Genomic DNA, 20,285 nt, shown 5'->3' with positions numbered 1-20,285 from the left:
CGTCGCAGCGGAAATGAAATCCGGACGCACACGCCGCACCTCCTAGTACGTGCTGGGGCGAAAACCTTCCGCCCTTTCGCCAAGAAAGTTGGAAACGGCCGGCGCGGGCTACTGCTGGAGGTCCGTGACGGCCCAGTCCTGCTCCACCTGGACGCGCTCGCCCGCGCGGACATTCACGGTCTTCTCGGCCTGGGGCAGCCGCTCGTGCCAGAAGACGAGGGTGTGGGCGCCCTCGGGGACCTCCAGCCGGAAGCGGCCGTCCGGGGAGGTGGTGGCGAAGTACGGGTGGTCGAACGTCCGCACCACGGCCCGCATCCACGGGTGGATGTCGCAGCGGATGGGGACGACGCCGGGCTCCTCGGGCAGCGGCTTGCGCGTGCTCATCCCCTCCAGGGGCATGGCCACGTTGAAGAAGGAGCGCTTGGTGCTGGAGGACGCGCGCACGTTGTGGACGAGCGGATCCGAGTTGCGCAGGGTGAGCTGGCCGCCAGCGCGCGCGGCGAGGACGGGTGGCTCATAGATGCACTTCTTCTGGTCCAGCACGGGCTCGGCGGGCGGCTGGGCCGGTGCGGGCAAAGCGCTCGCCGACTTCAGGGACACCACCGTGTAGGCCAGCGCTCCCTCGCTCCCCACGACGAGGGAGCGGTCCTCCGTCTGCTCGCCGCACACGGACACCACGGTGCCGCTGGTGGGCGACGAGGTGGGAGGCGGCGGGGTGCCGGTGAGCCGGACGCGCCCCTCGATGACGCCCCACTTCACGTCGGCCGCGGGGCGCGCGGGCGCGGGGGCCTGCGCCTGAGGGGCCGCGGGCACGGACGGGGGCGGCGAGGAGGACTCGCGGCAGGCGAAGGCGAGCGCGAACAGGGGCAGCGAGCGGAGAAAGATGGCGCGGAGCACGTGTTCCCGTCTAACGGGTGCGTGAAGCTCTTTCAAATGGTGGATGGCGCCCCGAGCGCCCGGGGGATGACTCTGGGTCGATTTGGGCGTTGGACCCCCATCATCCTTGTTGGTACAAGAGCGCGCGGCCGTACACGGTGCGGCTCTGTGGGAGGCAGCAACTTTGCGGGAGAAATTGAAGGCGCTGGCGGAGCTTCAGAATGTGGACCTGGAGGTCGCATCGCTCCGGAAGGCCGCGGACATCCACCCCCGTCAGATTGCCGAGTTGGAGCGGGAGCTGGGGGTGGCTCGCAGCGCCATCGAGGCCGAGCGCGCACGGGTCGCCGACATGGAGCGGCAGAAGACCCAGGTCGAGCAGAACATCACGGACGAGAAGGACAAGGTGAAGAAGTGGGAGGCGCGCCTGGCAGAACAGCGCTCCACCCGCGAGTACTCCGCCCTGGCCCGTGAAATCGACATCGCCAAGAAGGCCAATCTGACGATGGCCGAGGAGCAGGTGGAGCTGACGAAGCAGCTCGGCCAGGCTCGCGAGGCGCTCAAGGGCAAGGAGGCGGAGTTCGCTACGAAGCAGCAGGGCCTGTCCGCGAGGATGGGTGAGCTGCGCGGCAAGCTGGGCGAGTCCGAGGCGCAGGTGAAGGCGCTCGAGGGCCGCCGCGCGGGTGTCGCGGAGGGCGTCGACTCGACGCTGCTGCGGCGCTACGAGGTGGTGCGCAAGAAGAAGCTGCCCGCGCTGGTCGGCGTGGTGGCCGGCACCTGCCAGGGCTGCAACATGAACGTGCCCCCGCAGCTCTACAACCAGCTGCGCACCTCGCTCGGCACGGACATCTGCCCGTCCTGCAACCGCATCATCTACGCGGTGGAAGCGCTCCAGGAAACGCCCGCGGCGGCGAAGTAGGCCGCACGGATGCCCGCGCCGTCGCTGGTCGACATCCTCCGCCACATCGCGCGCGAGGAGCCGCTCTCGTCGACGGTGCGCGCCTTCCGCGGCCTCACGCGGGAGCACCTGGGTCAGCTCCTCGACGAGGCCGCCACCCGCCTGGACCCGTCCCCGCCGCTCGGGGACGAGGTGGCGCGGGCGCCCGCCGAGGCGCTGTCCCCTCCCCCACCCTCCGAGCCCTTGCCCCGCGTGCGCGTCTATTCGGACGGCGCCGCCAGGGGCAACCCGGGGCCCGCGGGCGCGGGGGCGGTGGTGACGGACGCCGAGGGACACGTGGTCGCCCGGCTGGGCCGATTCCTCGGCACGCAGACGAACAACCACGCCGAGTACATGGGGCTGCTGCTGGGCCTGAAGCACGCGAAGGCGCTGGGCGCGCGCGAGGTGGACGTCTACGCGGACAGCGAGCTGCTCATCCGGCAGTTGGGCGGGCAGTACCAGGTGAAGAGCGCCACGCTGCGGCCGCTGTTCGACGAGGCCAAGAAGCTCCTGTCGGGCTTCACCCGCGTGAAGCTGCACCACATCCCGCGCGCGAAGAACGCGGACGCGGACGCCATGAGCAACCGGGCCATCGACGAGCGGATGTAGACTCTTCGGATGGCGCTCGAGCTACGGGCCTCCCACGGCCACTCGCTTCGGCTGGACATCGTCGGCTACCAGTTCCCGGATGGAACCGTCGACAGCCTGAACTGGCTGCTCATCCGCTTCACCGTCCAGGTGCCAGGACAGGAGCCCTGGACCAAGGTGGACCCCAGTCTGGAGACAGGGGAACTGCTCTCACTGGCGCGCTGGTTCGAGAACATGGGCACCGTCGACATGCGGGGCCCTCGGCCCGCCTATCACTTCCTCGAGCCCAACCTCTCCTTCTCCCTCGTGCCGGTGAAGGGCGGGAAGCGGCGGCTGCGCGTCCACTTCGATGCCGAGTCACGGCCGCCCTGGGCGCCCCCACGTGGCCAGGGCGCGCACAGCACGGCCTGGGTCGAGTTCCCCCTCGAGGAGGTGGACCCGAAGGCCATGGCACGGTGGGCCCACGAGGAGCACGCCCGCTTCCCTGCCCGGGAGCCCCCCTGGGATTGAGCCTCGCGGCCCGGAGTGGACCGCCCTCCCGGGCCTGTTGTAAGGGGCAGGAGTCGGAGTGGTCCAGATGAACGCCGGCCACTGCAATCCTGGGTGGCGGGAGGAAAGTCCGGGCTCCAGAGGGCAGGGTGCTGGCTAACGGCCAGTCGAGGCGACTCGCAGGAAAGTGCCACAGAAAACAGACCGCCCGCTCCGCGAGGGGCGGGTAAGGGTGAAACGGTGCGGTAAGAGCGCACCGCGTCCGGGGTGACTCGGACGGCTCGGTAAACCCCACCTGGAGCAAGAGCCAATAGGAGCGCGTCCCCGCTGTCCGGGGGACAGGGGTTGCCCGCCCCATGCGTTCGGGTTGCTCGCTGATGAGGCCCCTGGGCAACCAGGGCCCTAGATGAATGTTCATCGCCCGTCCCGAAAGGGGCGGGAACAGAACCCGGCTTACGGCCCACTCCGACGCTTTTCCCTCACCGCGCCACGGGCACCTGCGCGACCAGCAGGCGGTTCTTCCCGTCGTTGCGCACCGCGTCCGGGTTGGTCAGCGTCAGGCGCGTGTCCGTGCGGGGGTCCCACAGCCCCAGCCAGATGTTGAGCGCCTTCGGGTTGGCGTCCGCGGGGAGGTAGATGGAGAACTCGTCCTTCACCGTCTCGCCCGGCTTCCACTGGGACGTGGGCAGCATGCCGTTGGCCGGCTTGTGGTCCAGGTTCATCCGCTCCATGCGGCCGCCCGCGTCCTCGACGTGGACGAAGATGAGGTAGTCCTCATCGATGGCCTGGAGCACCTTGAAGTAGAGGGTGACCTGGGCGCGCTCGCCGGGCGTCAGCCGCCCGGGTTGCACGGTGGCCGCCACCAGCTCCACCTTGCCTCCCAGGTTCGCGCCGTTGCGCACGGAGAGCGCCGGAACCTGCGTCACCGTGGCGGCCTTGCGCTGCTCGGCGCTGGCACCACCGGGAGCCTCGACGATGCAGGCGCTGGCCAGCAGGAGAACCGACGGGAGCACGACAGTGGGGAGCTTGAGGCGCATGGCCCGCTGTTTCTACTCGGCCGGGGGCGCTGCATCCACCGGCGTGTTGGTGTATGCGGAGCCGCGCCCATGAAGACCCCCAATGCCCTCGACGCCCTGACCGCGCAGGTGCCGCCCGCCCCCTCCCCCGCCCCCACCCCGGACGGGGAAACCACCCAGCCCGGGACGGGCGTGCCCCCCTCGGACGGCCTCACCACGGGCGACGTGGTGGGCATCAGCGGGGCGGCCCTCTTCGCCCTGCTGATGGTGCTGGCGGCCCGCAAGCTCTTCTTCAAGAAGCGCGCGCCCGAGCCGGGCAAGAAGCCCGGCGTCCCCGTCCCGGAGAAGCCCGCGCTGCCCGCCGAGCGGCCGGAGCTGCGCGTCGAGCTGCCCCCCTCGGAGAAGGAGGCCGCCCGGCTGCGCGAGGTGGACGAGGCCCACGCCCGCGCCCAGGAGCTGGCCCGCCAGCGCGAGGAGCTGAGCCGCGCGGCCCGGACCACCACGGACGCCGGCGAGCGCGCCCGCCTGGAGGAGCAGGCCCGCGCCCTCAAGGAGCGAGAGGAGGAGGAGAAGCGCGTCGAGTACCGCGCGAAGAAGGCCGCCGACGACGAGGCCCGCGAGCGGCGCAAGCGCGAGCAGGCCGAGGCCCAGCGACTCCTGGAGGAGGAGCGGGCCCGCGAGGCCGCCGCCGTCGAGGAGGCCCGCCGCGCCGAGGAGGCCGCCGCCCGCGCCAAGGTGGACGCGGAGGCGGGCCGCACGCTGGCCCAGGGCCTGGACAAGACCAAGAGCCAGGGCTTCATGGCCCGCCTCAACGGGCTGTTCGGCTCGCAGCGCCAGGTGGACGAGTCCGTGCTGGCGGAGCTGGAGGAGATTCTCTTCACCGCGGACATCGGCGTGCGCACCGCCAGCACGCTGGTGGACGTGGCGCGCGAGAAGCTCAAGCGCAGCGAGCTGAAGGACTCCGAGCGCATCAAGGACCTCATCCGCACGGAGGTGGCGCGCATCGTCGACCTGCCGGTGCCGCGCTCGCTGGAGGGCGGCGGTCCGCCTCACGTCGTCATGGTGGTGGGCGTCAACGGCGCGGGGAAGACGACGACCATCGGCAAGCTGGCCGCGAAGCTCACCGGCGAGGGCAAGAAGGTGGTGCTGGCCGCGGGCGACACGTTCCGCGCGGCGGCCACCGAGCAGCTCGACGTGTGGGCCGAGCGCGCCAAGGCGCAGCTGGTGAAGGGCGCCGAGGGCGGAGACCCGGGCTCGGTCATCTTCGACGCCATCAAGAAGGCCCAGGCCGAGGGCGCCGACGTCGTCATCGCCGACACGGCGGGCCGGCTCCACACCAAGGCGCCGCTCATGGAGGAGCTCAAGAAGGTCAAGCGCGTGATGGACAAGGCCATGCCCGGCACGCCGCACGAGGTGCTGCTGGTGCTCGACTCCACCAACGGCCAGAACGCCATCCAGCAGGCCAAGCAGTTCCACGAGGCCGTGGGCGTCACAGCCATCGCCCTGACGAAGCTGGACGGCACCGCCAAGGGCGGCGTCATCATCGGCATCTGCGACGAGCTCAAGCTGCCCGTGGTCTGGGTGGGCGTGGGCGAGAAGGTCGCCGACCTGCGCCGCTTCGAGCCGCGCGAGTTCGTCCAGGCGCTCTTCGACTGAAGCGTCCTGCCCTCACTGTCCCAACAGTGAGGGCAGCAGTTGCTCAAGCAGCTCCTTGGCCTGGGCGTCCAGCGCATCCGCGTCCAGGCCGCTGCCCGCCCCCAGCGTGTCCATCACCGAGTCCAGGTTGGGCAGACCCAAATCATCGTCACCGCGAGCCTCCTGCCACCAGCGCACGCGCAGCCGCTCGAGCGCCTTGCCGTTGCCGGGGCTCGCCTTGGCGAGTTCCTTGGTGAAGCACTCCTTGCACGTCCACTTGAAGCGGTACGTGTCCACGTAGGAGCGCAGGCCCTGGAAGAAGGCCGCGTCGCCCACCAGCTTGCGCGACGCGTGGTGCAGCAGCGGTGCCTTGCCGTACACCAGCGCGCCGTACTCCATCTCCCCATCGAACGCGCCCGTGGGCCGGTCCGCCCGCGCGTCCTCGCCGCCCGACATCCGGTACATGTGGTACGGCGCCACCAGCGCTTCCTTGCGCATCGACTCGGCGGCCTTCTTGCCGTGCTTCCACTCGATGTAGAGCAGCGCCGCGTACTGCGCCAGGGACTCGTCCACCACGGGCGCGTTGATGGGGTCCGAGCCCACCAGCCCCGCGAAGTACTGGTGCGCCACCTCGTGCGCGACGGTGAACTCCAGCGTGCGCTCCAGCGTCTCGCCCATCTGCGCCATCGGTGCCCCCGCGCCCAACGGGCCCAGCGCCTCCATCACTTCCTTCAGTTGCTCCAGATCCACGTGGCCCGCCACCATCTCGAGCGGGTCCACCACGCCGCGGTACAGCGACGTCGCCACGGTGATGAGGCCGGGGAACTCCATCCCGCCCGCCCCTCCGGACAACGGCGCCTCCACCACCCGGAAGTGCGTGTACGGCAAGGGCCCCAGGCGCTTCTCGAACTCCGCCAGCGCGGACGTGGCGTACTTGAGCACGCGCTCGCCCACGTCCTGGTTGCGCGCGGCGTAGTGGCTCTCCACCGTGACGCCGTTCACCGTGGCCGTGGACACCGCGTAGCCCTTCGACACGAGGATGGGGAAGTCGCGCACCGCGCCCGCGGCGAAGGCGTAGCGCACCCGGCCGTCACGCTCCGGCACCTCGCCCATGGCCGCGCCGGTGGCGTGCACCACCCAGCCCGACGGCACGGTGATGGACGCGAGCACATGCGCCGGCGCATACAGCGCCAGATCTCCAATGCCCTGCGGCCCCGCCCACGGCTGCCCCTTGTCGTCCAGCGGCGGCACCTGGGGCACCACGCCCACCAGGCTGACGAAGTCCTCCGTGATGGAGAAGGCGCCATGGTCTCCAGGGCCCTTCTTCCCGCCACCGGCGCCGGCCAGCAGCCCGCCCCCGCCCTTCTCCCCCCGAGGCACCACCGCGCGCACGGCGACGTCCAGCACCACCGCCATGCCCACGGGCATGGGCTCCGCGAGGCGGTGGCGATACAGCGTGGGCTCCGGCTGCTCCAGGACGATGGGCGCGGTGTTCATCCGCGCGTCGGACAACACCACCCGCTTGCCACCCAGGGCGTTGGGCGTCAGCCGCAGGTAGAGTTCCTTGAGGGGCTGCTCACGCGCCAGCACCTCCACCTGCACCCGCCCGGTGGCTTCGCGCGTCTCGGGGTTCACGTCGAGTTGCACCCGGTAGCGCGGCAGTTCCTCCAGGGGGCCCAGTGCCTTCGCGGCGCGCTCGCGCTCGGCGGGCTTGAGGTGCTGGAGGCTCAGCGCCACCTCCGGAGGGATGTCCGCCCGGGCCGGCTGTCCGAGGAGCAGGCACCACGACAGCAGGCTGAGCAGGGCTGGGCGCATGAAGCGCATGCTAATTGACCCGGGCCACCACGGCTCGTCTAGCCTTGCGGGACATGCACTCTCGAACGCTCCTGCTGGCCGCCACCCTGGGGTGGATGGCGTGCGCGCGCAACGTCCCCGCGCCCGCCGCCGCCCCGACGACTCCCCGCTCCGTCCGCCTGGTCGTGGACACGCCGCCCCAGGAGACGGAGACCCTGGACAAGGTGCGCGAGGACGTGGAGGTGGACACGGACGAGGGCGAGCGCACGCCCCGCGTCGTCACCTTCGGCGAGACGCCCGTGCTCCAGCGCGACGGCATGCGCGCGCGGCTCTACGGGGACGCGAAGGGCACGCTCGGCATCAGCGTGGACAACTTCCTGCTGTTCGAGGTGACCGACGCCAAGGGACAGGTGAAGCGCCGCGCCGTCGTGGGCTTCACCGAGAGCGTCCACCTGGGCAACGAGCAGGTGGACAACGTGGGGCGCCGCGCCTTCACCTTCGAGCCGGGAGAGGTGGACCTCACGGAGTTCCTGCCGGAGTCCGAGCCCTTCAAGGTGCGCACCACCGTGCTGGACACCTGGGGCGTGGGACGCGTGTCGGACGTGTACCTGGTCCTCTCCGCGCCCGAGCCCCGCGCCGTCGAGGACGACCTGCGCGGGGAGTGAGACGGAACCTCCGGGGCCGCGCCACCCATCCGAGGGGACCCGGCCTTTCGGGATGCTAGAAGCGCAGCCCGCCCACGGGCGCCAGCTTCTGCGCGCCACCGTTGCCGCGCACCGGGCGGATGCCGCCCCCCAGCACGATGTCGCAGGGGCCGTTGTTGCAGGCCGTCCCGAGGTTGGGGGGCTTGATGCCCGGCTCCTTCGTCGCCATCACCGCGCCCACGGTGCCCGCGGCCACGACGGCGCCCACGCCGGCCCAGACGTACCAACGGCCGTACCAGGGCTTGATGGAGCCCTCCAGCTCGGCGTCCGGCGACTTCTCGTTGAAGGCCAGGGCCGGGTTGTAGTCATCCCCCTGCGACGTGGAGGACGGGTCCAGCACGGGGTTGGCGGGCACGTCCTCGCGCGGCGTGTTGCTCGCCACCGCGGTGTCCACCAGGGGCCGCATCTTGCCCACCAGCTCGTAGTTGGTGCCGGCCAGCACGTTGATGCGCTGGATGTCGGGGCGGAAGCCCTCCGCGCGGAACTCGATTTCGCGCGAGCCGGGCTTGAGCAGGATGTCGCTCAGGGGCACCGTGCCCACCTCGACGTCGTCCACCAGGACCTTGGTGCCGGCCACATCGGAGATGGCCCGCGCGAAGCCCATGGTGGCCACCAGCGAGACCTTCACGTCCTGCGTCGAGCCCTCCTTGACGGTGAACCGGCGCGAGTAGTCCTCGTAGCCGGCCTTGCGCACCACGAGCAGGTGGTCGCCGGGCGCCACGGGCACCGTCATGGGCGTGGCCGACAGCGCGCCCGCGTCGCGGCCATCCAGCGTCAGCCGCGCGCCCCGGACACCCCCGGCGATGACGACGGCGAGCTCCGTCTTCACCGGCGCCAGGGGCGCCAGCAGGCTGTCATCCGGTGGCGGGAGGTTCTTCTTCTTCGAGCCCTTCGCGGTGGCGGCGGGCCTGGCGGCCTTCGGCGGCTTCTTCGCCGTCGCCTTCTCCGCCTTCTTCTTCTTCACCACCTTCGGCTTGGCCGGCTTGTTCGTCGCCGACTTCGACGGCGTGAGTGGAGCGAGCAGGTCGTCGGCCTGAGCGAGCGCGGAGGACGGTGCCGCCAGGACGGCCACCAGCGAAAAGAGGACGAGGCGTCGAATGCTCATGACGGTCCGAAGGTTAGAGAGTCGTCCAAGGGGAATCAAACGAAGTCCCGCTCGCACGTCCATTCAGCCAATATCCGCGCCCCATGCACCGCGCCCTGCCATCGCTGGCCCTCGGCTTCAGTGTCCTCTGCCTCACGGCGTGCCCCGCCAAGGCGCCTCCCACCCTGGAGACGCGCTCCCCACCTCCACCGCCCATCCGTGTGCCGCCCGGCTGTGAGAGCAGCCAGGCGGGCGAGTACCGCCACGAGGAGAACCCCGCGTTCCGCTACCGGGGCGAGGAGGACGCGGGCACGCTGACGCTGGCCGTGGTGCGCGCGCTCGCGGACACGGATGCGGGCACCCCGGGCGCCGACTCGAGCGGGGCGACCATCGTCCTGCAGCGCACACCGGGCGGCTTCGTCGGGGAGACGCGCGCCACGGGCTTCACGGGCTCGGGCGCTCCCTGCCCCGTCGTGTTCCCCACGGAGCTGGTGGCGTGCGACGACGCGGGCCTCACGCTGCGCGCGGTGGCCAGCACGTCCATCGACGAGGGCTGCCAGCCCTCCCGCACCGGACCTCCGCCGGTGCGCCTCAAGCAGGTGCTGCTGCGGGAGACGCCGGACGCGGGTCCCTGAAGGTCCCCGGCGCCCGGCTTCGCGTCACGCCCCGGAAGACCTCCCGGGGCGCGCACGGCTTGACCTCAGGCGGCGCGGCGCGCCTGCTCCTCGGCCGCGTTGACGGCGGGAGCGGCGTCGCTGAGCTTCACGCGGCCCGCGAACCCCTGCATCAGGCTGGAGACGCCCACGTACAGGAAGCCCGCCTGGAACAGGATGATGAAGGGCAGCGACGTGTAGATGCGCGCGTCGATGGCGAACCACAGCGCCCCGGTGAAGTACGCCGCGAAGAGCAGCTCCACCACCGGCATCAGCGTCTTGCTGCCGCGGTACGCCTTCTTCACCGCGACGACCTTCTTGCCCTCAGCGCCCGTCTTCGGCGTGCGGGCGAAGCCCGACTGCTGGTTGAGCAGCGCCTCCGCCACGGCCTTGGCGTTGTTGATGGCCAGGCCGATGCCCAGGCTCATCAGGAACGGCAGGTACTTCACCCGCTCCCAGCCCTTCACGCCCCGCTCGCGCTGCGCGGCCACGTAGAAGAAGCACACGCTCGCCGTGGCGGACACGAAGAAGGGCAGGTCCAGGAACAGCGTGCCGTACAGGCCGTGCTGGAAGCGCACCACCATGCTGATGGGCATCAGCACCGACAGCAGCACCATCAACAGATAAGCCATGTTGTTGGTGAGGTGGAAGAACGCCTCGCGCTTGACCACCAGCGGCAGGTCGCTCTTGAGGATGGTGGGCAAGAGCTTCTTCGCCGTCTGGATGGAGCCCTTGGCCCAGCGGTGCTGCTGGCTCTTGAAGGCGTTCATGTCCACCGGCACCTCGGCCGGGGAGATGACCTCCGGGAGGAACACGAACTGCCAGCCCTTGAGCTGGGCGCGGTAGCTCAGGTCCAGGTCCTCGGTCAGCGTGTCGTGCTGCCAGCCGCCCGCGTCCGCGATGGTGCCCCGGCGCCAGATGCCGGCGGTGCCGTTGAAGTTGAAGAAGCAGCCGGAGCGGTTGCGCGCCGTGTGCTCGATGATGAAGTGGCCGTCCAGGAAGATGCTCTGGGCCTGCGTGAGGATGGAGAACTCACGGTTGAGGTGGCCCCAGCGCACCTGCACCATGCCCACCTTCGCGTCGGAGAAGAACGGCACCGTGCGCAGCAGGAAGTCGGGGCTCGGCACGAAGTCGGCGTCGAACACGGCGACGAACTCGCCGCGCGCGGACTTCAGGCCGTTCTCCAGCGCGCCCGCCTTGAAGCCCTCGCGGTTGACGCGGTGGATGTAGACGATGTCATGGCCCTTCTGGCGGTGACGCTCCACGCACGCCCGGGCGATGCCACACGTCTCGTCCGTCGAGTCGTCGAGGACCTGGATCTCCAGGAGGTCGCGCGGGTAGTCGATGCGGCACACCGACTCCACCAGGCGCTCCACGACGTACATCTCGTTGAAGATGGGCAGCTGGATGGTGACGCGAGGCAGCTCCTTCAGGGAGCCCTTGGGCGTCGGCAGCTTGAACTTGTGCCGGTAGTACAGGAACGCCATCCGGTACCTGTGCGAGCCGTAGACCGCCAGCACGCACAGGACGCTGAAATAGACGCCCAGGAAGATGATCTCGACGGTGGTCATCGGTGACGCTCAGCCCCTCCCGCACGGCCCCCGTGGCCCGCGGTCCTTCCATACGCGGCGGCTCCGGAATCCCGTCCTCACGCCGACCGCCGCCTCCTGGGTCCGCTGAGCCCCCGCCCCGTATGTGCCCGAAAAGACAAGGGTTTGACCTTCCGGGACTGATCGCGCCGGACAATAGGGAGGCGTCAAGGACGTGTCAAATTATTCCCCGAATTTGAACGTTCCGTTCAGGTCCATCGTGACCCACCGCGTCGGAGCGGGTCACGAGGGCCTGGAGGAACGCCCTGGGGAGCCGGGCAGGAGGCCTGGGGCTGTCGGGGCGTCGCTTCAGCTGACGGCGCGGCGGGGCTCGTCGACGACGGGAGCGGGGGTGACTTCGGGGGCGTCCAGGATACCCGCCTCGTCGCGCGTCGCGAGCGCCAGGATGCGCTCGACGAGCTCCGGGAAGTCCAGGCCCGCGTGGCCGGCAATCTTGGACAGGAGGCTGGTGGGGGTGAAGCCGGGCAGCGTGTTGACCTCCAGCACCACGTCGTTGTCGGTGTCCGAGCACAGCAGGTCCACCCGCGCGTAGCCCCGGCAGCTCAGGGCGCGGTACGCGGCGAGCGCCAGCGCCTCCACGTTGGCCACCCGCGTCGGGGACAGCCGGGGCGGCAGGAAGTAGCGGGCGCCCCCCTTGTACTTGGCCTCGAAGTCGAAGCCCTCGCGCGGCGTGGCCACCTCGCAGCTGCCCAGCACCGCGTCACCGAGGATGCCCACCGTCACCTCGCGCCCGGACACGAAGCGCTCCACCAGCGCCTCGCCCCCGAAGCGGCACGCCTGCGCCACCGCCTGGGCGAGCTCCTGGGGCTCGCGCACCACGCCCAGGCCCACCGAGGAGCCGCCACAGGCGGGCTTCACCACGCAGGGGAAGCCCAGGTCCCCATGCAGCTCCGGGGCGCGCGACGCGTCGTCGCGGCCCACGCGGTACCCCTGGGGCGTGGGGAGGTTGTGCAGCCGGAAGAGCTTCTTGGCGAAGGGCTTGTTCATCGCCAGCGCGGACGCCAGGACGCCCGAGCCCGTGTACGGCAGCTCCAGCAGCTCCAGCAGGCCCTGCACGCGGCCGTCCTCGCCCATGCGCCCGTGCAGCGCGATGAAGGCCACGTCCAGCTCGGCGGCCCGCAGCGCGCGGTCCAGCCCCGGCCCCGCGAATATCCGGGTGACGTGGTGGCCGCGGGACTCGAGCGCCGCCACCACGGCCTCCCCGCTCTTGAGCGAAATCTCCCGCTCCTCACCCCACCCGCCCATCAGCACTCCGACGCGCTTGCCCATGTCGATGAAACCCTCCGTGGGTTCACGACAGAGCACGGCGGATGCCAACCCCACCCCGAGGGGTGGGACACAGGCGGCCAGGCCACGCTTCCCGAGTGGAGACGCGGGGTTGCGAGGACCAGGGGGCGGCCAGGCGGGCGTGTCCGCGGGGACGCGGCGCGGCAGCCCGGCCACGGGGCGCCAGGGGCTGTAGGAACTACCGCCCCTCGCGTCCGCGACTACAAGCCGCCGTCACCGGTTCCCGCGTCCACGGGGCCGGGGCCCGGGACAGGGCCGGCGTCACCACCCGCGTCCGGGGTGCCAGAGTCGGTGCCGGCATCCGTGGTGCCCGCGTCGGTGCCACCATCGGAGGGCCGAGGGGTGTCGTCCGCGGTGCAACTGCCGTCCTTGCAGACGTAGTTCTCCAGGCACTGGTTGCGGTCATCGCAGGGCTGACCCTCCTCGTCGAAGTCGACCAGGAGGCTGCACGCGGACAGGCCCAGGGAGAGGGCCGCCATGGGGATGAGCAAACGAAGGGGACGTCGCATGGCTAGTAATTCCGGAGATCGTCTTCGTCGATGGACGGCCGCTTCTTCTTCTCTTCTTCCTCGCGCTTGCGCTTCTCCTCTTCGTCGCGCTTGCGCTTGGCCTCCGCATCGGCCTCCTCCTGCTTGCGGCGCTCCTCCAGCTCACGGCGCTGGCGCTCGACCTCCTCGCGGCGCTTCTTGAGCTCCTCCTCGCGCTGGGCGGCGTCCTCGTCGCGCGAGCGCTTCGTGTCGCGCGCGGGGGGCGGCGCCGGAGCCGGCTCGGTGGCCTGGGGCGCGGGCGTCGTCTTGGCCGGCGCGGGCGTCGTCGTCTTCGACGGGGGCGGAGGCATGGGGAGCGGCTCGCTCACGGGCCGGGTGCCCTTGGGCGGAGGCGGCATGTCCAGGGACTCGCTCTTGGAGGGCGCGGCCTTGGACGGCGGAGGCGTGGCGCGCGAACGGGAGGGCGTGGCCGCGGCCTTGGAGGAGGAGGAGGAGGACGAAGAGCTGCTTCCACCACCGGCGAAGGCGAAGTAGCTGCCCAGACCCGCGGAGACCAGACCCGTCACCAGGCCGATGTCGGCCACCAGGGCGTACGTCTTGCCCGTGTCCTTGAAGTCCTTGGCGCGGGGGCTCGTCTGGGGCGCGCGGCGGAAGTCATCCTCCTTCGAGGAGGCCTCCATGCCGAAGTAGATGCCGCCCGCCAGCAGCGCGACACCCGTGGCCATCAGCACGTAGCCCATCGTCTTGCGGTTGCTGCTGCCGCCGCTGGAGAAGTGCGTCACTGGCTTGTTGCCCGCGAGCCTCGCCGTGTCCGCGCCCACCAGCGAGGACAGGAACGTGTCGGAGCCCGTCGCCATGGCCTCGCCCACGGGCACCGAGCCCACGGCGTAGCCCAGGTTGTGGCCGTCCGTGACGTCCAGCCGCAGGCCCGTCACCTGCACGGGCGCGGTGCCCGTGCCGCCCTGGACCAGCAGCGCCAGCACCTGGGACACACCGGCCAGCGCGCCCAGTTCGCGCAGGGCCATGTCCCGCTCGACACCGTCGGGCTTGCGCACGACGCGCTCGGTGATGGCCTGCAACGCGCGCTGCGAAGCCGAGGGCCGCAGCGTGAGCGACGTCTCCCCTTCGCGGGCGCGGCGCTGCTCGAGCTCGTAGCCCGGCGCCATCACCGTCACGAAGTGGTCCGCCGCCGTCAGGCCCTGGAGCGACACGGGCGACACGCCCCGGAACTGTCCGTCCACGTACACCTGCGCGGGCACGGGCTCGGTGCGCACCGTCAGCGCGACGGTGGAGCCAGCGAGCGCCGCCTTGCGCTCCTTGTCCACGAAGGCCATCTCGTCGGGCGGGAAGAAGTTGGACGAGAACTGCGCCCGCGGGTCCACCGCGAGCACCGCGCGAATCTCCAGCTGCGCGGCGGCGTTCTCGCCGTTGGCCACCTGCGAGGCCGCCTTCATCACCCGGGCGCGGACGAAGTCGCCGAAGCCGCGCGACAGGTCTCCCGCCTCGAACGCCTTGGCGGCCACGTCGAAGCGCTCGAGCGCCTTCTGCGTGTCCAGCTCGTCGTACGCCGCCTGGCCGTCCTTCATGGCCTGGGTGCCCTCGGCGGCCTTCGCCTCGCGCTCGGCCCTGCCCTGCGCGTCCAGCGCCTCCGACAGGCGCACCAGCTCCAGCCGGCCCGAGCGCGCCACGGACTGCTCGGCCCAGTACGCCAGCCGCGCCGCCTCCGTGCGCGCCGTGGCATCGAGCGGGATGGCCACCACCGTCACCGAGGACGGAGAGGCGGAGGGGACTGCTCGGGGCGTCAGCCTGAGGGGGAGGCTCGACTGCGCGGCGGCGGGGCCCACGGCCAGCATGCCCACCAACCACCCGCTGAGGGCCGCGTGCATCGCGCGATTGCTCGAAGGTCGCATCACTCGTTCACCTTTGTCCGCCCGCCATCAAACGGAGGTCGCGGCGAAAAGCAAGGGGGAAGCAGTGTCTTCAGCGACCCTCGGCGCGCGCCGGAGGCCGTCCACCAGGGGCCGCAAGCCCGTTGAGGAACTCGAGCGCGACCTTCAGCGGCGGGTCCTTCAGCGGCGCGGCGACGTCCCAGGGCACCAGGTTCTCCGGAGGGCCCTTGAGCGTGGACGCCTGGGACGAGGCCTCCTCCGAGCCCTCCGCGCGGAAGTGACGCTGCAGGTCCTTCTCGCGTGGCGCCTCGCGCCCGGGCTTTCCACCCGCCTCGTCCGGGACGGCGTAGTCGGGGGTGATGCCGCGCTCCTGGATGCTGCGGCCCTTGGGTGTGTAGTAGCGGGCAATCGTCAGCTTCAGGCCGGAGCCGTCCTCCAGCTCGATGACCGTCTGCACGCTGCCCTTGCCGAACGTCGGCGTGCCGATGAGCGTGGCGCGGCCATGGTCCTGGAGCGCGCCGGCGACGATTTCCGACGCGGACGCGCTGCCCGCGTTGACCAGCACGACGACGGGGTAGTTCTTCTCCGTGTCGCGGTCCTTGCTGCGCTCCTCGGTGGAGTTGCGCCCGTCGCGCCCCCGGGTGGAGACGATGGGCAGGTTGCCCGGCAGGAAGCGGTCGCTCACCGCCACCGCCTGGTCCAACAGGCCCCCGGGGTTGTTGCGCAGGTCCAGCACCAGCCCGCGCAGCTCCTTGCCGCCGTTGAGGCCGCGCAGCCGGTCCAGCTCCTTGCGCAGGTACTGGTCCGTGCGCTCCTGGAAGTTCTTCACCTTGACGTGGCCGATGCCTCCGTAGAGCGCGCCCTCCACCGACACGATGCGGATGTGGTCCCGGATGATGGCGATTTCGCGCGGCGCGGTGAAACCCTGGCGCTGGATGGTGAGCAGGACGCGGCCACCGGCGGGCCCGCGCATCTTCTGCATGGCGCGGCCCACGTCCATGCCCCGCGTGCTCTCACCGTCGATGCCCACCAGCTCGTCGCCCGCCTTGAGGCCCGCGCGCGCCGCCGGCGTGTCGTCGATGGGCGCCACGACGATGATGCGGTCGTTCTTGCGCGCGATTTCGATGCCCAGTCCGCCCCACTCGCCCGAGGTGTCGATCTTCATCTCCCGGAACACGTCGGGCGGCATGAAGACGGTATGCGGGTCCAGCGTGTCGAGCATCCCCTGGATGGCGCCGTAGACCAGCCGCTCGCGGTCGGGCGGCTCCACGTAGTTGTTCTCCACGTAGGAGAGCACGCGCGCGAAGGTCTCCAGCTGGCGATAGGTGGCGTCGTCCTTCTCCGCCCGCTCCGCCTTCCCCGGAGGTCTGCTCCCGCCCGCGTCCTTCTTCTCCTGTGCGGCCGAGGGCCCGGACACGAGGAGGAGCGCGGCCAGCGCCGCGCGCCATGGCTGGGAGAGACGCATCACGACGGTACGTCCTTTCGCGGAAGACAGCTCGAAGGGCGTCCCAGTCTATACCCGGCCCTCAGAGGCCCGACGCATCCGCGAAGCGCACCAGGTGCGACACCAGCTCGTCCGGACGCTCCATCTGCGGCACGTGGCCGAAGCCCTGCACCACCTTCACCTGCGCGTGCGCCGGCAGGTGGGAGCGGAACCAGTCCAGCGAGCGGGAGGGCAACAGCCGCTCGCTGCCGCCCCACAGGAACAGCACCGGCATGGCCAGCTTGCCCACCGCCTCCGGCGAGAGGCTCAGCCGCGACTCGAGCGCCTCGGCGGTGAGGGCCTTCACCGTGGGCGTGTCGTAGAAGCGCCGCAGCTCGGTGGCCAGGAGCAGCGCCGGCAGCGGGGCCTGATGGAACAGGCGCCGGGTGAAGGCGCGGGCCTCGGCGGGCGTGCCCACCTTGAACGCGTTGAGCAGCGCGGTGCTCTCCTCCAGCGGCAGCTCCGCGCCCGCCGGGGCCACCAGCGCCAGCGCGCGCACCCACTGGGGAGACTCGGCCGCCAGGTTCACCGACATGGCGCCGCCCAGCGAGTTGCCCACCACGTACGAGGGCTCCTTCACCTCCTGCTCGACGAAGGCGCGCAGCACCTCGAACTGGTTGCGCACGCACACCTGGCCGCCGCAGTACTGCACGGAGAAGCCATGGCCCGGCAGGTCCGGCGCCACCACGCGCGAGAAGCGCTTCGACAGGCCGAAGAACGTGCGCCCGAAGCCGTTCGCCGAGCCGCCCAGCCCGTGCACCAGCACCACCGGCGGCCCCTTCCCCTGCCCCTTCAGCGAGTAGAAGTGCACCGACTGTCCACCGACGTCGACTGTCGAGGACTGGACACCCCGGGCCACCAGCACCCGTCGCATCACCTTCTGCATTCCGCCCATGAGGTCCATGCGCCTGCTCGCTCCTCTCGTGCCGAAATCCCTTCACCCAGGATAACAAGCCCGCCTCAAGCGTGCCGCAATGCGTCAGGGCGTCGGGGCCAGCCAGGGTGCGGGGTCGACGGCCTGCCCGGCCTTGCGGACCTCGAAGTAGAGGTACGAGCCCTTGAGCGAGCCGGTGTCCCCCACCTCGCCCACCGGCTCACCGGCGACGACGGGGGCGCCCACCTCCGGGGTGACCGACGACAGGTGGGCCATGAGGGTGTGGTAGCCGTCCCCGTGGTCGAGGATGAGCAGGTTGCCGTAGCCGCGCAGCGAGCCGGCATAGACGACGGTGCCATCGGCCACGGCGATGACGGGCGTGCCGGAGGCGGCACGGATGTCGAGCCCCTTCTGCACGGTGACGGTGTTGAAGCGCGGGTTGACGACCTTGCCGAAGCCCACCTCGACGATGCCTCGCGTGGGCGAGGGCAGCTTGCCCTTGAGCGCGCCGAAGCCGTGCGTGGCGGGCGCCTCCTTCAGCTCGCGCACCACCTGGGAGAGCTCCGCGTCCGCCTGCTCCAGCTCCTTCACCGCGCGGCGCGCCAGCTCCGCCTCACCCGCGAGCGAGCCCACCACCTCCTCGAGCGCCTCGTGCTGCGCGCGCGCCAGCCGCTCCTGCTCCTGGAGGAAGGCCACGCGCGCGGCGAGCGAGGTCTGCAGCCGCTTGAGCTCCAGCGTGGACTGGCGCTGCAGGTGAGCCACGCGCTGCACGCCGCGCAGCAGGTCCAGGTCTCCGGCCATGCTCGCCTCCAACGCGCGGGCGCGCCACACCAGCGCGGAGAAGTCCTCGGCGGACAGCAGCACCTCCAGCGGGCGGCGGCGCATGACGCGGTAGAGGGTGCGCAGCCGCGGGGACAGCCGGCGCAGTTGCACGCGCAGGGCCTCGCGCAGCAACACCTCTTCACGCTCGGCCAGGATGACGCGCTTGCGGAACACGGCCAGGTCCGCCTCCAGCGCGCGCACGCGGCGCCGCGAGAAGGCGACCATCTCCTCCATCAGCTCCAGGCCCTCGAGCACGGTGAGCTTCTTGGCCTCCACCAGCGCCAGCGTCGCGCGCTGCGCGGCCAGCTTCTCGCGCAGCGCGGACTGCTCCGCCTCCTCCAGCTTCTGTGCGCGCGCGGGGAGGCCGAGGAGCGCCAGGCCGAGCGCGAGGACGAGGACGCGGCTCATACGCGCAGGAAGCGGCCCACCGCCACGAAGCTGCCGCCCAGCCCCAGGCCACAGCCCGCGCCCACCAGCTCCAGCACCAGGCGCGGCTCCACCCACGGCGCCGCCACGCCCGGCCCCAGCAGGAAGGCGAACAGCGAGCCCAGCGTGGGCCCCACCAGCTTGCCGAAGGCCCACAGCCCCAACAGCGCCACGCCCGCGCCGAGCAGCCCCTGCAGCAGCCCCTCCAGCAGGAAGGGCGCCTTGACGAAGCGGTCCGTGGCGCCGACCAGCTTCTGGATTTCAATCTCCTCGCGCCGCGAATAGATGGCGAGCTGGAGCGTGGCCGCGACGATGACGACGGTGGCGCCCAGCACCACCACGAAGGCCACCATCGCCCCGAAGCTCAGCGCGCGCGCAATCGCCGTGAGCCGCTCCACGGCCTGCTCGCCGTAGTCCACGCCGGACACGCCGGGCAGCTGTCGCAGCTCCTTCGCCAGGGCCTGGAGCGCCTCGGGCGTGCGCTGCGCGGGCGGCACGCGCAGCTCCAGCGCCGCGGGCAGCGGGTTCTCCGGCAGCTCCGACAAGGCCTCGCCCAAATCACCCAGCTCGGTGCGCAGCCTCGCCAGCGCCGCGTCCGGCGGCACCAGCGTCACCTGCCCCTGGCTGAGCGCCTCCACGCGGGCGCGCACGCCGTGCGCCTCGTCCTGGCCCAGCTCCGGCGCCAGGTACACCGTCACCTCCACCTCGCCGCCCAGGGACGCCAGGAGGTTGTCGAGCACCCGGGCGCCGCCGCGCGCCAGCCCCGCGGAGAACAGGGCAATCGCGATGGTCGTCACGGCGATGAAGTGCACGAAGGGCGAGTGCTTGAGCCCCACCGCCGCCGAGCGCCAGAAGTACCGCGTCTTCGCCAGCGCGCTCATACCACCATCCGCCGCGCCGCCTTGACGCCGTCCTCGTCGGAGACAATCTGCCCGCGCTCCAGGCGCACCGTGCGCTTCTGGTAGCGCGCGAGCAGCGTGGCGTCGTGCGTGGCCACCACCACCGTGGTGCCCCGGATGTTCACCTGCGTGAGCAGGTCCATGATTTCGACGGTGAGCGCCGGGTCCAGGTTGCCGGTGGGCTCGTCCGCCAGGAGGATGGTCGGGTCGTTCACGAGCGCGCGCGCGATGACCACGCGCTGCTGCTCTCCACCCGACAGGCGCAGGGGGAACGAGTCCGCCTTGTGCTCCAGCCCCACCAGCTTGAGCATCCGCCGCACCTTGTCGCGCGCCTGCGCGCGCGGCACGCCCAGCACGTCCAGCGTGAAGGACACGTTGTCCTCCACGGTGCGGTGCGGCAGCAGCTTGAAGTCCTGGAACACCACGCCGATGTTGCGGCGCAGGTAGGGGACGGCGGACTCGCGGATGCGGGCGATGTTGCGGCCGCCCACCAGAATCTGCCCCTTGGTGGCCTTCTCCGCGCAGAAGATGAGCTTGAGCAGCGTCGTCTTGCCCGCGCCCGAGGGGCCCGTGAGGAAGAGGAACTCGCCCTTCTCCACGCTGAGGTTGATGTCCGAGAGCACCGGCGGATCGCCGGGATACGCCTTGTAGACGTGGAAGAATTGAATCATGGCGCGGCGCGGGAGGACGCCAACCTACCACGGCCGGGCGCGGGCGACCCACGCACGCCCGGC

19 protein-coding genes and 1 other RNA gene are annotated in these 20,285 nt (G+C 71.1%); 7 read left to right on the top strand and 13 right to left on the bottom strand.

Annotated elements, in window-relative coordinates:
* Positions 1 to 108 precede the first annotated feature (108 nt).
* Positions 109 to 897, bottom strand: a complete 789-nt coding sequence (locus K8640_RS18175) for a hypothetical protein (RefSeq protein WP_223748170.1) — start codon at positions 895 to 897, stop codon at positions 109 to 111.
* 163 nt (positions 898 to 1,060) lie between these two features.
* Here K8640_RS18175 and K8640_RS18170 point away from each other — a divergent pair, with 163 nt between their 5' ends.
* The 4 genes from K8640_RS18170 to rnpB all read left to right on the top strand — a co-directional run bounded on the left by K8640_RS18170 (position 1,061) and on the right by rnpB (position 3,358).
* Positions 1,061 to 1,792, top strand: a complete 732-nt coding sequence (locus tag K8640_RS18170) for a zinc ribbon domain-containing protein (RefSeq protein ID WP_223748169.1) — start codon at positions 1,061 to 1,063, stop codon at positions 1,790 to 1,792.
* Between the two features lie 9 nt (positions 1,793 to 1,801).
* Entirely contained in the window at positions 1,802 to 2,419 is a 618-nt protein-coding gene (locus K8640_RS18165; protein ID WP_223748168.1) for a ribonuclease HI family protein, read from the top strand.
* A gap of 9 nt (positions 2,420 to 2,428) precedes the next feature.
* Entirely contained in the window at positions 2,429 to 2,908 is a 480-nt protein-coding gene (locus tag K8640_RS18160) for a hypothetical protein (protein WP_223748167.1), read from the top strand.
* A 55-nt stretch (positions 2,909 to 2,963) separates the two neighbouring features.
* Positions 2,964 to 3,358, top strand: an RNA gene (gene rnpB, locus K8640_RS18155) — RNase P RNA component class A.
* Between the two features lie 8 nt (positions 3,359 to 3,366).
* On the opposite strand, the gene K8640_RS18150 is transcribed toward rnpB, so the two are convergent.
* A complete protein-coding gene (locus tag K8640_RS18150) occupies positions 3,367 to 3,924 on the bottom strand; it encodes a hypothetical protein (RefSeq protein WP_046715611.1) in 558 nt (185 codons plus the stop codon).
* A gap of 69 nt (positions 3,925 to 3,993) precedes the next feature.
* Here K8640_RS18150 and ftsY point away from each other — a divergent pair, with 69 nt between their 5' ends.
* Complete coding sequence (gene ftsY / locus K8640_RS18145; protein ID WP_223748166.1) at positions 3,994 to 5,559, top strand: signal recognition particle-docking protein FtsY; 1,566 nt, start codon at positions 3,994 to 3,996, stop codon at positions 5,557 to 5,559.
* Positions 5,560 to 5,571: 12 nt separating this feature from the next.
* Here ftsY and K8640_RS18140 read toward each other — a convergent pair whose 3' ends face one another.
* A complete protein-coding gene (locus tag K8640_RS18140; protein WP_223748165.1) occupies positions 5,572 to 7,353 on the bottom strand; it encodes a M1 family aminopeptidase in 1,782 nt (593 codons plus the stop codon).
* Between the two features lie 53 nt (positions 7,354 to 7,406).
* On the opposite strand from K8640_RS18140, the gene K8640_RS18135 reads away from it, so the two are divergent.
* A complete protein-coding gene (locus K8640_RS18135; RefSeq protein ID WP_223748164.1) occupies positions 7,407 to 7,997 on the top strand; it encodes a hypothetical protein in 591 nt (196 codons plus the stop codon).
* Between the two features lie 55 nt (positions 7,998 to 8,052).
* Here the strand turns inward: K8640_RS18135 and K8640_RS18130 are convergent, their stop codons facing one another.
* Positions 8,053 to 9,141: a PEGA domain-containing protein gene (locus K8640_RS18130; RefSeq protein WP_223748163.1), complete on the bottom strand. Its 1,089-nt coding sequence runs from the start codon at positions 9,139 to 9,141 to the stop codon at positions 8,053 to 8,055.
* A gap of 83 nt (positions 9,142 to 9,224) precedes the next feature.
* Between K8640_RS18130 and K8640_RS18125 the strand changes: the two genes are divergently transcribed.
* Positions 9,225 to 9,755 carry a hypothetical protein gene (locus K8640_RS18125; RefSeq protein ID WP_223748162.1) on the top strand — a complete coding sequence of 177 codons (531 nt, stop codon included), beginning with the start codon at positions 9,225 to 9,227 and terminating at the stop codon, positions 9,753 to 9,755.
* A 65-nt stretch (positions 9,756 to 9,820) separates the two neighbouring features.
* On the opposite strand, the gene K8640_RS18120 is transcribed toward K8640_RS18125, so the two are convergent.
* The 9 genes from K8640_RS18120 to ftsE form a co-directional block, all read right to left on the bottom strand.
* A complete protein-coding gene (locus K8640_RS18120) occupies positions 9,821 to 11,344 on the bottom strand; it encodes a cellulose synthase family protein (RefSeq protein ID WP_223748161.1) in 1,524 nt (507 codons plus the stop codon).
* Positions 11,345 to 11,671: 327 nt separating this feature from the next.
* Positions 11,672 to 12,652, bottom strand: coding sequence for a D-alanine--D-alanine ligase (locus K8640_RS18115; RefSeq protein WP_223748160.1), 981 nt, complete (start codon positions 12,650 to 12,652; stop codon positions 11,672 to 11,674).
* 218 nt (positions 12,653 to 12,870) lie between these two features.
* Entirely contained in the window at positions 12,871 to 13,179 is a 309-nt protein-coding gene (locus K8640_RS18110) for a hypothetical protein (RefSeq protein WP_223748159.1), read from the bottom strand.
* A 2-nt stretch (positions 13,180 to 13,181) separates the two neighbouring features.
* Positions 13,182 to 15,068: a PEGA domain-containing protein gene (locus K8640_RS18105; protein ID WP_223748158.1), complete on the bottom strand. Its 1,887-nt coding sequence runs from the start codon at positions 15,066 to 15,068 to the stop codon at positions 13,182 to 13,184.
* A gap of 70 nt (positions 15,069 to 15,138) precedes the next feature.
* Positions 15,139 to 16,512 (bottom strand): S41 family peptidase, encoded by a 1,374-nt coding sequence (locus K8640_RS18100; RefSeq protein ID WP_255653217.1) that lies wholly within the window; start codon positions 16,510 to 16,512, stop codon positions 15,139 to 15,141.
* Between the two features lie 61 nt (positions 16,513 to 16,573).
* Positions 16,574 to 17,434, bottom strand: a complete 861-nt coding sequence (locus K8640_RS18095; RefSeq protein ID WP_223748156.1) for an alpha/beta fold hydrolase — start codon at positions 17,432 to 17,434, stop codon at positions 16,574 to 16,576.
* A gap of 75 nt (positions 17,435 to 17,509) precedes the next feature.
* Positions 17,510 to 18,634: a murein hydrolase activator EnvC gene (locus tag K8640_RS18090; protein ID WP_223748155.1), complete on the bottom strand. Its 1,125-nt coding sequence runs from the start codon at positions 18,632 to 18,634 to the stop codon at positions 17,510 to 17,512.
* Complete coding sequence (locus K8640_RS18085) at positions 18,631 to 19,533, bottom strand: ABC transporter permease (protein ID WP_223748154.1); 903 nt, start codon at positions 19,531 to 19,533, stop codon at positions 18,631 to 18,633. Before K8640_RS18085 ends, K8640_RS18090 begins: the two co-directional genes overlap by 4 nt.
* The gene (ftsE, locus tag K8640_RS18080; protein WP_223748153.1) at positions 19,530 to 20,222 is read right to left on the bottom strand and encodes a cell division ATP-binding protein FtsE; all 693 of its coding nucleotides are present in this window, start codon (positions 20,220 to 20,222) and stop codon (positions 19,530 to 19,532) included. Before ftsE ends, K8640_RS18085 begins: the two co-directional genes overlap by 4 nt.
* Positions 20,223 to 20,285: the final 63 nt, after the last annotated feature.

Origin of the sequence: Myxococcus sp. XM-1-1-1 (genome assembly GCF_020037095.1) — a bacterium.
Classification (GTDB): Bacteria; Myxococcota; Myxococcia; order Myxococcales; family Myxococcaceae; genus Myxococcus; species Myxococcus fulvus.
The sequence above is the reverse complement of the archived record's forward strand: the minus strand, read 5'-3'. Positions and strand labels throughout refer to the sequence as shown.